This window comes from Streptomyces sp. MAI_2237 (genome assembly GCF_054189285.1).
This window is the reverse complement of sequence record NZ_JAJPGQ010000003.1, coordinates 3077965-3089437: the sequence shown is the minus strand read 5'-3', so window position 1 is coordinate 3089437 and position 11473 is coordinate 3077965. Positions and strand designations below refer to the sequence as shown.

Here is an 11473-nt window from a genome sequence, read left to right as displayed (position 1 = left end):
GATGGCCGTCCTGCACGCCTGGCGGGCCGCCCGCGTCACCCCGCTCGGCGAGCTGCACGCCCCGCCCCGGATGACGGCGGCCCTGGTCCGGCTGGTCGTCCAGGTGGTCTTGGTCGCCTCGCTGTGGAACGGCCTGTACGCGCACGCCGGACCCACCGCGGGGCTCAGCCGCGACCAGGCCGTCGCGTACGCGGTGCTGGCCGTACTGGCCTCGCGGCTGCGGGAGCTGGACCAGTACGCGGGGCGGGACACGGTCCTGCAGCACATGCACTTCGGCACCATCGTCTACTGGTACCTGCGCCCGCTGCCGCCCGCCCGCTACCACGCGCTGCGGGCCCTGGGCGAGCAGGTCTACGGCGCCGCCTGGGCGCTCGCCGGGTACGCGGTGTGCCTCGCGGCCGGGGTGGTGCGGCCGCCGGAGTCGGCGCTGGTGGCCGGGGTGTTCGTGGTCAGCCTGCTGCTCGGCCAGCTGGTCCTGTACTTCGTGATGCTCCTGCTGGACCAGATGTGCTTCTGGACCCTCCGCAACAACGCGGCCATGCTGATCCTCGTCTTCGCGCAGAACCTGCTGTCCGGGGTGTACGCGCCGCTGTGGTTCTTCCCGGGCTGGTTCCGCGCGATGAGCGCCTTCCTGCCCTTCCAGGCGACGCTCAGCGTGCCGCTGTCCCTGTACATCGGGCGGATCCGGCCGGCGGACGCGGCCGGTCAGCTGGCGATCCAGGCCGCCTGGGCCGTGCTGCTGTTCCTGCTCACCCGGTTCCTGTGGCGGCGGGCCGCCCGTCGTGTCATCTCCCAGGGAGGCTGACGACCGTGCACGCCGTCCGCACCGCGTGGCGCATCACGCGGCTGAACGTCCGCGCCCAGATGGAGTACCGGGTCGAGTTCCTGCTGAACATCGCGATCGGCGCGATCTGGCAGGTGTCGGTGATCGTGTTCGCCACCGTGCTGCTGGCCCGGTTCACCGGGATGGGCGGCTGGGACAGTTCGGAGGTGCTGCTGATCCCGGCGACGCGGATGCTGGCGCACGGGCTGTTCGTGCTCTTCCTGGGGCGGATGCACGGCATCGGCCGGTTCGTCCAGGAAGGGAAGATCGACATCTATCTGGTGCGGCCGCTGCCGGTTCACCGCCAGGTGCAGCTGGAGTACTTCCCCACCAACGCGATCGGCGACCTGACGGTGGCCGCGGGACTGATGGCCGGGGCGGTCGGCCGCAGTCACCTCGACTGGACGGCGGGCCGCGTCACCTACCTGGTGGCCTGCCTGATCGGCGGCATGCTGCTGGAGGCCGCCCTGTTCACGGCGGTGGCCTGCGCCTCGCTGCGCTTCCCGGCCGCCGGCTACTGGGGCCGCTGGCTGGAGGAGCTGCTCGGCACCTTCGGCAGCTATCCGCTGAACGTCCTGCCCAAGGCCGTCGGCGGCCTGCTCACCTTCGGCCTCCCGCTGGCGTTCGTCGCCTACTTCCCCGCCGCCGTCCTCACCGGACACGGCCACGAAACGGGCGTCCCGTACTGGCTGGCGGCCGCCTCCCCGCTGCTCGGGGTGCTCGCCTACCTCGCCGCGCGCCTCCTGTGGCGGTGGAGCCTGGACCACTACACGGGGGTGAACGGCTGAGGGCACCCGAGCCGGTCCACCGCGGGGCCGGCAGGGGCAACGCGTGTGTCCGGGCCCGCGGGCAGCCGTACGGCAGCGAATGACGGGCAGGACGCGGCCCGCCGCCTACGATCCCTGTGCGGTGTCTTCGATCCGTCCGGTCCCGGCGAGGAGAGTTGCATGAGTACGGCCGTCGTGGTGGGCAGCGGTCCCAACGGACTGGCGGCGGCCGTCCTCCTCGCCCGCGCGGGCGTGGACGTCACCGTCCTGGAGGCGGCCGCGACGATCGGCGGCGGTACGCGGACCAGCGAGCTGACTCCGGGCCTGCTGCACGACCACTGCTCCGCCACCCACCCCATGGCCGCCGGCTCGCCCTTCCTGCGCGAACTCGGTCTGGACCGGCACGGTCTGCGCTGGCGCCTGCCCGAGATCGACTGCGTGCATCCGCTGGACTCCGGCGAGGCCGGGGTGCTGCGCCGGTCCGTCCACGAGACGGCCGAGAGGCTCGGCGCGGTCGACGGGCCCCGGTGGCGGCGGCTGTTCGGCCCGCTCGCCGACGGCTTCGACGCCTTGGCCGACGGCATCATGGGGCCGCTCGCCAGGGTGCCCCGCCATCCGCTCCTGCTGGCCCGCTTCGGGGCTACTGCCCTGTTGCCCGCCGCGACTGTGGCCGGACTGTGGCGCACCGCGACGGCCCGGGCCCTCTACGGCGGAGTGGCCGCCCACGCCTTCCGGCCGCTGAACCGGCCCGCGACCGCGGCGATCGGTCTGTCGATCGTCGCGTCCGGGCACCGGTACGGCTGGGCGGTGGCCGAGGGCGGCTCACGGGCGATCACGGACGCGCTGGCCTCGCTCCTGACCGAGCTGGGCGGCCGGGTCGAAACGGGTGTCCACGTGCGTTCGCACAGCCAACTCCCTCCGTCGGACGTGGTGTTGTTCGACACCGCGCCGCGGGCGGTCGCGGACGTCCTGGGCGACCGGCTGCCGGCCCGGGTGGCCCGCGCCTACCGCCGCTACCGGCACGGTCCCGGCGCCTTCAAGGTGGACTTCGCCGTCGAGGGCGGGGTGCCGTGGACCCACCAGGCGGCGCGGCGCGCGGGGACGGTCCATCTGGGCGGCACGTTCGAGGAGGTCGCCGAGGTGGAACGGCAGGTCTGCGCCGGGCGGATGCCGGAACGGCCGTTCGTGCTGGTCGGCCAGCAGTACCTGGCGGACCCGAGCCGGTCCGACGGCGACGTCCATCCCGTGTGGACGTACGCCCATGTGCCGCACGGCTACGCCGGGGACGCCACGGAAGCGGTCGTACGGCAGATCGAGCGCTTCGCACCGGGCTTCCGGGACCGGATCGTCGGCACGGTGACCCGCTCGCCCGCCCAGTTCGAGGCGTACAACCCGAACTACGTCGGCGGCGACATCGTCACGGGCGCCAACACCGCCTCCCAGCTCCTGCTCCGGCCACGCCTCACCCTCGACCCGTACAGCACCGGCGTACCAGGCGTGTTCATCTGCTCTGCGGCCACACCCCCGGCGCCGGCGCCCACGGCATGTGCGGAGCCAACGCGGCACGATCGGCGCTGCGGTATCTGGTCCGAGGATCAACTCGTTCTTCTGCTGGGGAAGTTGGTAGCACGTGACCCGCATGCGTCCGCCCGTCGGTGAGTTCGAGCCGCGCCGGGTCGAGCCCGGCGAGCACCCGGCCCTGGACGAGGCCCTGGCTCTGGTCAACCGGGACCTGGCCGCGACGCTGCCCGAGCGGGAGCCGCTCCGGCTGATGGCACTGGCGTCCTGGGAAGAGGGCGATCCTGAGGACGTGTACGTCGCCCTCGCCGACGGCACCTGGTGGGGCAACCAGCTCACCCGGACCGGCGCGGGGGCCGGCGTCGACCCGCGCGCCGTCCTCGCCGACATCGCCGAGGCGGCGCAGGACACGGTGACCGAACGCCTGCGGCGGGCCTGGCCGGTGTGCGCGGTGCACAACCTCGGCATGCACCTGGGCGAGGCGGAGGGGCGTCCGGTGTGGCGGTGCGCCGGTGCCGGAGGGGATCCGGGACATGTGCGTGCGGCGGTCGGCGAACTCGAAGCCTTCCGCCGCCCGAACCGCAAGCGGAAGGGGGAGGGGAAGGGAAATCAGGGCTCGCCCGGACGCGATTAATCGGTGGCCGACGAAAACCTCGGATGGCTAGGCTCTTTCCTAGGACCTCTAGGAAAGGCGGGGCGTCATGGTCAGGGCCGGTCTCACCGCGGAGCGCATCACCGCGGCCGCCGCCGACCTCGCCGACGAGGTGGGGTTCGAGAACGTCACGCTGTCCGCCGTGGCCCGGCACTTCGGAGTCAGGGACGCGAGCCTGTACTCACACGTCAGAAGCCTTCAGGATCTGCGGACGCGGATGGCGTTCCTGGCCGGCGGCGAGCTGATCGACCGCATCGCGTCGGCGGTGGCGGGACGCGCCGGGAAGGACGCGCTGGCCGCCTTCGCTGGCGCCTACCGGGAGTTCGCGCTGGAGCGTCCCGGACGGTACGCGGCCACCCAGATCCGTATCGACCAGTCCCTGGTCGCCGACTCCCCCGAGCTGCGCCGCACGGCCGACATCACCTACGGCATGCTCCGCGCCTACGGCCTGGAGGAACCCGATCTCACCGACGCCGTGCGTCTGTTGCGCAGCACCTTCCACGGCTACTGCGCCCTGGAGGCGAGCGGCGGCTTCGGTGCCCCGCGCGATGTGCGCAGGTCCTGGGACAAGGCGGTCGACGCCCTGCACATCGCCCTCGCACACTGGCCCCGGGAAGGAACACACGACGATGACTGAACCGCACCACGACAGGCGAGGCGAGGGACCCGTCCTGCTGGTCGTCCCCGGAGGGGCGGGGCACCCGATGGGACTCGGCCCGATGACGGACGTCCTCGCGGAGCGGTTCACCGTGGTGACGTACGACCCGCTCGGGCTGGCGCACGGCCGGCTCGGCGAGCCGGTCGCCGATCAGCGGGTGGAGGAGTGGAGCGACGGCGCGTCCCGGCTCCTCGAAGTGGTGCTGCCCGAAGGGGAGTCGGCGTCCGTGCTCGGTCTCAGCTCCGGCGGGATCGCCGCGCTCGACCTGCTCACGCGCCATCCGCAGCGGCTGCGGCACGTCGTCGCGCACGAGCCGCCGTGCGTGGGGGTTCTGCCGGACGGGGCGCGGCAACGGGCCGTGTTCCAGGAGGTGTACGACACCTACCGCGCCGCCGGACCGCAGGCGGCCGCCGCCCGGCTCGGCGCCGCGCTGACGGGGCAGGAGCCCGGCGACGCCGCCCCGGGCCGACCTCTCAGCAGGGAGCAGGAGTTGACGAGCCCGATGGCGCTCTTCCTCGCCCACGTCGTCCGGGGCTTCAGCTCGTACACTCCCGACCTCGTGGCCCTGGCCGGCGCCCCGGACCGACTCACCCTCGCCGCCGGGTCCGACTCGCGTGGACAACTCCTGCACCGCACGGCCGAGTTCATCGCCGGGCGCACCAGCGCCCGCTTCGTCGAGTTCCCGGGAGGGCATGTCGGGGCCGGCGAGCATCCCGTCGCGTTCGCGGAACGGCTCGTGGAGACGCTGGGCCGTCACGACGGAGCGCGGGGGGCGGTGGACGAACGGCGCGGGCCGCTGACCGCCTAGCGCACGGTGCCGGCGGGTGTCCCGTGCCGGCTCAGGCCGTCGACCTCGGCGTACGACGGTGCCGGATCCAGCGGCCGGCGGCCGGTTCCGATGTCCGCCACCGTCTCCAGGGCCGCTCCCAGCGCACGCCGGTACAGCAGTGAGCCGAGGCTGACGCGGCGCACCCCGAGGTCGGCGAGGTGGGGGACGCTGGGGCCGTCGGGCGAGTAGAGGATGTTGAGGGGGACCCCGGCGCGCCGCACCACGGCGGCGATGGTGCCGGGGTCGGTGAGGCCGGGCACGAACACGCCGTCGACGCCCGCCTGTTGGTAGGCGTCGAGTCGTCGCAGCGTCTCGCGCTCGCCGCCCTCCCCCAGCCAGTACGTGTCGGTGCGGGCGTTCACGAAGAGGCCGGGCGCCGCGGCCTTGACGGCGGCGATCTTGTCGGCGTGCCGCCGGACCGGCCCGAGAGCGTCCTCCAGGTTGATCCCGACGGCACCGGCGGCGGCCAGTTCGCGCGCGAACTCGCCCACCGTGGCGGGATCTTCGCTGTACCCGTCCTCCGCGTCGACCGACAGCAGAAAGGGCCCGGCGCCCAGGGTACGGGCCAGCCGGAGTGTCTCGTCCCGGGTGGCGGAGGCGCCGTCGGGCAGACCGGCGGCCGCGGCGACGCCGAGGCTGGTCGTGCCGACCGCGGGGAATCCGCGCGCGGCTAGGGCGGTCGCCGAGGCGTGGTCCCAGGCGTTGGGCAGGAACAGGGGCCCGTCGGCGTGGTGGAGGACGGCGAAGGCGGTCAGGGAAGGCCGGCCCACCGCATCGACGTGCGGCTCGGTCGCCCTCGGGCTGTCGGTCATACGGGAACGGTAGGCGCCGATCGCTTCGGTGCCCGCCGAAGTGTGAGCGCGCGGCCGGCCATATCCGGCGGCACGGCGTTCCCCCGGTGCGCGGTGTTCGCCCGGGGCACGGTGTTCAGCCGACGCGCTCCCCCGCGCTGCGCTCGACGCAGAACTCGTTGCCCTCCGGGTCGGTGAGCACGGCCCAGCCCTTGCCGTCCGGCTTGCGGTGGTCGTCCACGAGGGTGGCGCCGAGCGTGAGCAGGCGGTCGACCTCCTCGTCGCGGGTGCGGTCCTGCGGCTGCAGGTCGAGGTGCACGCGGTTCTTGACGGCCTTGGCCTCCGGGACGGTGACGAACAGCAGGCTCGCCCCCTCGATCAGCACCTCGGGATCGCCGGGCTCGTTCTCGGGGTGCAGGGGGTGACCGAGCACCTGGGACCAGAAGCCGGCGAGGGCGTAGGCGTCGGCGCAGTCGAACGTCGTGTGGCGGACGGCGGAAGTCATGCAGGGGATTCTCGGGCGCCGGGCCGAGCCGGGCAACGGAGATTCGGGCAGGCGGTGAACACGCACGTCGCCGTGGGCCCCGTCCTGCCCGACCGGATCACCCCGCGCCGATCTCGACCCCCGTCGGACCGAACACCACCCGCAGCTCGGGCCCTTCGCTCCAGCGCACCGTCAACGCGCCCTCCCCGTCGGCCCGTACGTCGACCGTCTCGGCCAGCGGCGGCGGATCCGCCTCGCCGGTGAGCCGGGCCAGGGCGACGAAGAGGGTGTCGCCGTCGCCGGTGACGCCGGTCAGCGCCTCCGACAGGCCGACCGCGGGCAGCAGTTCGGCCCGGGGAACCGGCTCCGCCGTGGGCCAGCCGGTCACCCGGATCGCCGTACCCGGCTCGGCCCCCGAGACCAGGTGTGCCCGCACCTCCACGGCGCCGCGCGCCAGCACCGCACTGGTCACCCGCGCGCCTCCGCCGGCCGTGTGCCGGGAGGCGGCCCAGCCCTCCCCGACGCCCAGCGGCTCGATCCCCGTCCGGCTCGGGTCGTCCCCCACGAACACGCTGTTGTCGTACGAGGAGGAAGGCGCCGTCGCGGTCGAGTACGCCAGCCGCGTGTAGTAGGGGTCGTAGCGGACGTCCTCGCTGCCGTGGTTGTGCAGGCGCACCAGGCCGTCCGAACGCGTCGACTGCACCAGCCAGTTGGGAGGTCCGACCGGGGTCACCGCGTCGGCCCGCTCGGCCGGTCCCGGCTCCTCGGGGGCCGTCCACACCGGATGGTCCGGCGGCAGCAGCAGGCCGACGAAGCCCTTGCTCGCCCAGTAGGGCGAGGCGGGTCCGGAATAGCCCTGCAGGACCGCCGGGTCGGGGCCGTGCCAGCCGAGGGTGAGCAGGCCCCGCTCGTCGACCGCGCCCCGGTCCAGGAAGTACTTGAGCGCGCCGGACGCCAGCCGCCGCGTCTCGCCCGGCGACAGCGGCGTACGGCCGCACAGGGCGCCCAGCCACAGCGGGGCGGTCGTCGCGAAGCGGTAGGTGAGCGAGCGGCCCTGGTGCATCGGCGCTCCGTCCGCGCCGAACAGGCGGGCGTAGTCCTCCAGATGACGTGAGAGCCGGCCGCCGTACAGCTCCAGCAGCCGGGTGTCGTCCGCGAGCCAGGCGTGCAGCACCGGGTACAGATGCATCGCCCAGCCGTTGTAGTAGTCGAACTTGCGGCCGTCTCCGTCGGTGTACCAGCCGTCGCCGAGGTACCAGTCCTCGATCCGGGCGAGTCCGCGGTCGATCGCCTTGCGGGAGGCGTCCGTCTCGTACCCGATCTCGTCGAGGAATCCGCCGACCGTGACGGGGAACAGCTCCCAGTTGCAGGGCCACGCCTCGGCGGTCAGCGCGTCGCTCAGCCAGGCCGCCGCCCGTTGCCGTACGCCGTCGTCCAGGCGGTCCCACAGCAGCGGCCGGGTCAGGCGCAGGGCGAGGGCGACGGACGCGGCCTCGACGAGGGGCTGGCCACGGTCCTCGATGCGGGGCCACACGCCCGCGGTGCCGGCCGCGAGGCCCTCGGCGTAGCGCTGCAGCGCGGTCTCGTCCCGGCGGAAGGCCGCGAGCAACAGCGTACGGGCGTAGCCCTCCAGGCCGTCGGAGAGCCGGCCGGACCAGCTCTGCCGGTCGCCGGGGAGGTGGTAGAGCGCGCCGCCCTCGGTGGCGTACGGCTCGACCGCGGCGAGCAGGGCGTCGGCGGTCGCCTCCCAGTGGGCGCGGGTGTAACCGGTGTACGGGCTGCGGGCGTGGTCGGCTGGGGGCAGGTGCATCGGCTCTCTCTCACGGCTCACGACATCACGGCTCACGACATCAGGGCTGACGACAGCACGGCTGAAGACAGCACGGCTTACGGCAACACCGCCCATGGCATCACGGCTCACGGCTCCCCTGGGCCACGGCTGTGACACGGCGCTCACGGCAGCGCGCTCGGGAAGGGGAGACCTGGGGCGCCCCGGTTCCGGTCGAGACGCCCCAGGGGCTCATCCCACCCGCACCGTGCCCCTGGGCACGAGATGCCGGGCGAGAAGTTCGTCGCGGACAAGGCCCGCGTACACGGTGGCGCCGTGCACGGAGGTGTGGGTGTTGTCCTTCTTCTCGTTGTAGAGGTAGATCGCCTTGGAGCCTTCGACACCAAGGGATTCCACCAGTGCCTTCGTCTTCGCCGTCAGGTCGATGAGCGGTACGTGCTCCGCGGCCGCGACCGACCGGATGACGGCCGGATGGTCCACACCCAGACCATTGACGAGCAGCGCGGTGTCGTTGTTCAAGGTGCCGTCGGCATTGAACCACCGTCGCACGATCGGCGTCACCAGGACGGGCCGTCCGCCCTTGTCCCTCACCCCGGCCACCAGCGTCTCCAGGTTGGTTCTGTAGGTGGCCTCGTCCGTGGTCTTGTCGTTGTGGGCGAGCTGGACGAGCACCAGGTCGCCGGGGCGGATCAGTGGCTGGACGGTGCCCCACAGCCGCGGGTTCCCCAGATAGGTGACCGTACTCTCTCCGGAATCGGCGTAGTTGGCGACGGACACGCCCTTGCGCAGGAACTGCGGGAGCTGCTGGCCCCAGCCGGAGTAGGGGTCGGCCGGCTGATCGCAGACCGTGGAGTCGCCGATCAGCAGAATTCGGCGGGTGTGCCGGGCGGCCGGGGTGACGCGGATGTCCGCGAGGGCGGGGGCCGAGCCGCCAAGGGCCAGGTCCAGTCCGGGAGTTCCGTCGGGGCCGGTCGGCTCGCCCTCCGGGGTGCGGACGTCGACCGTGAAGCTGCGGGCGACGCGCTCGCCTGCCGCGACGGGCGTCTCGGGGAGCAGGGAGCGCCGGGTCTCGCCGCTGACGGCGGTGCTGGAGTCGGCGTCACCGCCGAGCAGGACCCGCACGTCGTAGGTACCGGGCGGGACGTCGAAGTGGCAGGCGGTGGCGGTGCAGTCGTCGACGCCGAGGGCCATGGGGCCGTCGTGCGCACGGGCGGGCACGGCGGTCAGACAGGCGCTCAGGATCAGCGCGGCGGACATGGCGAGGCTGAAACGTCTCATTCGCGAATTCCTCCGACGGGACACCGGGGGCGACAGGATCGGCGGCTGGACCGTACCGCCATCGACAAGCGCTTTCTAGTCTTTAGGTCATTTTCGCAAGACGACCAACGAGCACACCGTGAAAGCCCTTTCGCGAAATCGATTCAACTGCCACCCTCACACTCACCCGCACCCCCACCCGCCCCCCGAAGGAGGCACCCCCATGTCCGACACCGCGAACAGACCGGTCGGCCGCCGCACCTTCGTCCTCGGCTCCGCCGCCGCCGGCACCGCGGCCGTCGCCGGACCCCTCGCCCCGTCCGCGTCCGCCGCTGGCTTCGGCTGGAGCGACGACGGCTCCCACTACGTCGTCGACACCGGCGCGAGCCTCGTCTTCAAGGTCAGCAAGACCAACGGCGACCTGACCTCGCTGGTCTACAAAGGCACGGAGTACCAGGGCTACGGCGGCAAGAACTCCCACGTCGAATCCGGCCTGGGCACCTCCACCGTGACCGTCAAGCAGTCCGGCTCGACGATCCTGATCTCCGTGGCGTACGGCACGCTCAAGCACTATTACGCGGCCCGCAGCGGCGAGAACAACGTCTGCCTGTGGACGAACAAGGCCGACGACTCGGTCTCCGCGACCCGTTACATCGTGCGCGTCAGGGCGGGCCTGTTCCTCAACGACGAGCCCGACTCCTACACGTACACGACCAGCACCGTCGAGGCCTCCGACGTCTTCGCCAAGTCTGACGGGCAGACCCGATCCAAGCACTACTCCAGGCTCCGGGTCATCGACTACGACTGCATCGGCTGGAGCACGGGAAGCGTCGGCCTGTACGTCGTCCGCTCCAACCACGAGAAGGCCTCCGGCGGCCCCTTCTACCGCTCTCTGCTGCGCCACCAGAGCGCCGACGGCGGCGGGCTGTACGAGATCCTCTACTACGGCGAGAACCAGACGGAGGCCCAGCGCTTCGGCCTCCAGGGCCCGTACGTCATCGCCTTCACCGACGGCGGCACGCCCTCGACCTCGCTCTACCACGCCAACCTCACCACCCCCTGGGCGGATTCGCTCGGCATCTCCGGGTACGTGGCGGCGAGCGGGCGCGGCAAGGTGGCCGGGGTCGGCATCACCGGCCGCAACACGGCCTTCCCGTACACCGTGGGGCTCGCCAACTCGGCCGCTCAGTACTGGGGTTCGGCCAGGTCCTCGGACGGCTGGTTCTCCATCGGGGGCGTTCTGCCGGGGACGTACACGCTGACCGTCTACAAGGGCGAACTCGCCGTGTACACAGGGTCGGTGACGGTCACGGCAGGCGGCACCACCACCCTGAACACCCTCGCGATCCCGCCCTCCAACGACCCGGGCAACGCGAGCGCGATATGGCGCATCGGCGAATGGAACGGCACGCCGAGCGGGTTCAAGAACGCGGACCTCATGACGTACGCGCATCCGTCCGACGTCCGGGCCGCGTCCTGGGCCGGGAACGTCGTCGTCGGCAGCGGCACCGAGACGTCCGCCTTCCCCTGCTATCTGTGGAAGGACGTCAACAGCGGCATCCTCGTCTACTTCAGGCTGACGGCCGCCCAGTCCGCCGCCGCGCACACCCTGCGGATCGGCGTGACGACGGCCTACGCCAACGGACGGCCGCAGATCTCGGTCAACGACTGGACGTCGTCGATCCCCTCCCCGCCCTCCCAGCCGAGCACCCGGTCGCTGACCGTGGGCTCCTACCGGGGCAACAACTACACGTTCACCTACAGCGTTCCGGCGAGTGCCTGGCTCACGGACACCAGCCAGTACAACGTGCTGAAGATCAACGTGGTGAGCGGTTCGGGGACGACGTCCTTCCTCAGCGCCGGCACGTCGATCGACGCGATCGACCTGCTGGTCTGACCCGACGG

Annotated in this window: 10 protein-coding genes and 1 pseudogene; 7 read left to right on the top strand and 4 right to left on the bottom strand. The window is 72.3% G+C overall.

Annotated elements, in window-relative coordinates:
* The first annotated feature begins 1 nt into the window (after position 1).
* The 6 genes and pseudogenes from LN251_RS24585 (at position 2) to LN251_RS24560 (ending at position 5226) form a co-directional block, all read left to right on the top strand.
* Positions 2 to 805 (top strand): ABC transporter permease, encoded by an 804-nt coding sequence (locus LN251_RS24585; RefSeq protein ID WP_458246278.1) that lies wholly within the window; start codon positions 2 to 4, stop codon positions 803 to 805.
* A gap of 59 nt (positions 806 to 864) precedes the next feature.
* Positions 865 to 1611 carry an ABC transporter permease gene (locus LN251_RS24580; RefSeq protein WP_458246788.1) on the top strand — a complete coding sequence of 249 codons (747 nt, stop codon included), beginning with the start codon at positions 865 to 867 and terminating at the stop codon, positions 1609 to 1611.
* Between the two features lie 159 nt (positions 1612 to 1770).
* A pseudogene (locus LN251_RS24575) lies at positions 1771 to 3224 on the top strand (phytoene desaturase family protein).
* Positions 3225 to 3229: 5 nt separating this feature from the next.
* Positions 3230 to 3742: a hypothetical protein gene (locus LN251_RS24570; protein WP_458246787.1), complete on the top strand. Its 513-nt coding sequence runs from the start codon at positions 3230 to 3232 to the stop codon at positions 3740 to 3742.
* 67 nt (positions 3743 to 3809) lie between these two features.
* Positions 3810 to 4397 carry a TetR/AcrR family transcriptional regulator gene (locus LN251_RS24565; protein ID WP_458246277.1) on the top strand — a complete coding sequence of 196 codons (588 nt, stop codon included), beginning with the start codon at positions 3810 to 3812 and terminating at the stop codon, positions 4395 to 4397.
* Positions 4390 to 5226, top strand: a complete 837-nt coding sequence (locus tag LN251_RS24560) for an alpha/beta fold hydrolase (protein WP_458246276.1) — start codon at positions 4390 to 4392, stop codon at positions 5224 to 5226. Before LN251_RS24565 ends, LN251_RS24560 begins: the two co-directional genes overlap by 8 nt.
* Here the strand turns inward: LN251_RS24560 and LN251_RS24555 are convergent.
* The 4 genes from LN251_RS24555 to LN251_RS24540 all read right to left on the bottom strand — a co-directional run bounded on the left by LN251_RS24555 (position 5223) and on the right by LN251_RS24540 (position 9589).
* Entirely contained in the window at positions 5223 to 6059 is an 837-nt protein-coding gene (locus LN251_RS24555) for an isocitrate lyase/PEP mutase family protein (protein ID WP_458246275.1), read from the bottom strand. The two genes, LN251_RS24560 and LN251_RS24555, sit on opposite strands and share 4 nt — an antisense overlap.
* A 115-nt stretch (positions 6060 to 6174) precedes the next feature.
* Positions 6175 to 6543 (bottom strand): VOC family protein, encoded by a 369-nt coding sequence (locus LN251_RS24550; protein ID WP_458246274.1) that lies wholly within the window; start codon positions 6541 to 6543, stop codon positions 6175 to 6177.
* Between the two features lie 97 nt (positions 6544 to 6640).
* The gene (locus tag LN251_RS24545; RefSeq protein WP_458246273.1) at positions 6641 to 8332 is read right to left on the bottom strand and encodes a DUF2264 domain-containing protein; all 1692 of its coding nucleotides are present in this window, start codon (positions 8330 to 8332) and stop codon (positions 6641 to 6643) included.
* 210 nt (positions 8333 to 8542) lie between these two features.
* Entirely contained in the window at positions 8543 to 9589 is a 1047-nt protein-coding gene (locus tag LN251_RS24540; RefSeq protein WP_458246272.1) for a rhamnogalacturonan acetylesterase, read from the bottom strand.
* A gap of 202 nt (positions 9590 to 9791) precedes the next feature.
* Between LN251_RS24540 and LN251_RS24535 the strand changes: the two genes are divergently transcribed.
* Positions 9792 to 11465, top strand: a complete 1674-nt coding sequence (locus LN251_RS24535) for a rhamnogalacturonan lyase B N-terminal domain-containing protein (protein ID WP_458246271.1) — start codon at positions 9792 to 9794, stop codon at positions 11463 to 11465.
* The last annotated feature ends 8 nt before the right edge of the window (positions 11466 to 11473 follow it).

Bases quoted from the DNA above. Each gene is read 5' to 3' on its own strand.
- LN251_RS24540 (WP_458246272.1), bottom strand. From the start codon at position 9,589: ATGAGACGTTTCAGCCTCGCCATGTCCGCCGCGCTGATCCTGAGCGCC.
- LN251_RS24565 (WP_458246277.1), top strand. From the start codon at position 3,810: ATGGTCAGGGCCGGTCTCACCGCGGAGCGCATCACCGCGGCCGCCGCC.
- LN251_RS24560 (WP_458246276.1), top strand. From the start codon at position 4,390: ATGACTGAACCGCACCACGACAGGCGAGGCGAGGGACCCGTCCTGCTG.
- LN251_RS24585 (WP_458246278.1), top strand. From the start codon at position 2: ATGGCCGTCCTGCACGCCTGGCGGGCCGCCCGCGTCACCCCGCTCGGC.
- LN251_RS24550 (WP_458246274.1), bottom strand. From the start codon at position 6,543: ATGACTTCCGCCGTCCGCCACACGACGTTCGACTGCGCCGACGCCTAC.
- LN251_RS24580 (WP_458246788.1), top strand. From the start codon at position 865: ATGGAGTACCGGGTCGAGTTCCTGCTGAACATCGCGATCGGCGCGATC.
- LN251_RS24570 (WP_458246787.1), top strand. From the start codon at position 3,230: ATGCGTCCGCCCGTCGGTGAGTTCGAGCCGCGCCGGGTCGAGCCCGGC.
- LN251_RS24555 (WP_458246275.1), bottom strand. From the start codon at position 6,059: ATGACCGACAGCCCGAGGGCGACCGAGCCGCACGTCGATGCGGTGGGC.
- LN251_RS24545 (WP_458246273.1), bottom strand. From the start codon at position 8,332: ATGCACCTGCCCCCAGCCGACCACGCCCGCAGCCCGTACACCGGTTAC.
- LN251_RS24535 (WP_458246271.1), top strand. From the start codon at position 9,792: ATGTCCGACACCGCGAACAGACCGGTCGGCCGCCGCACCTTCGTCCTC.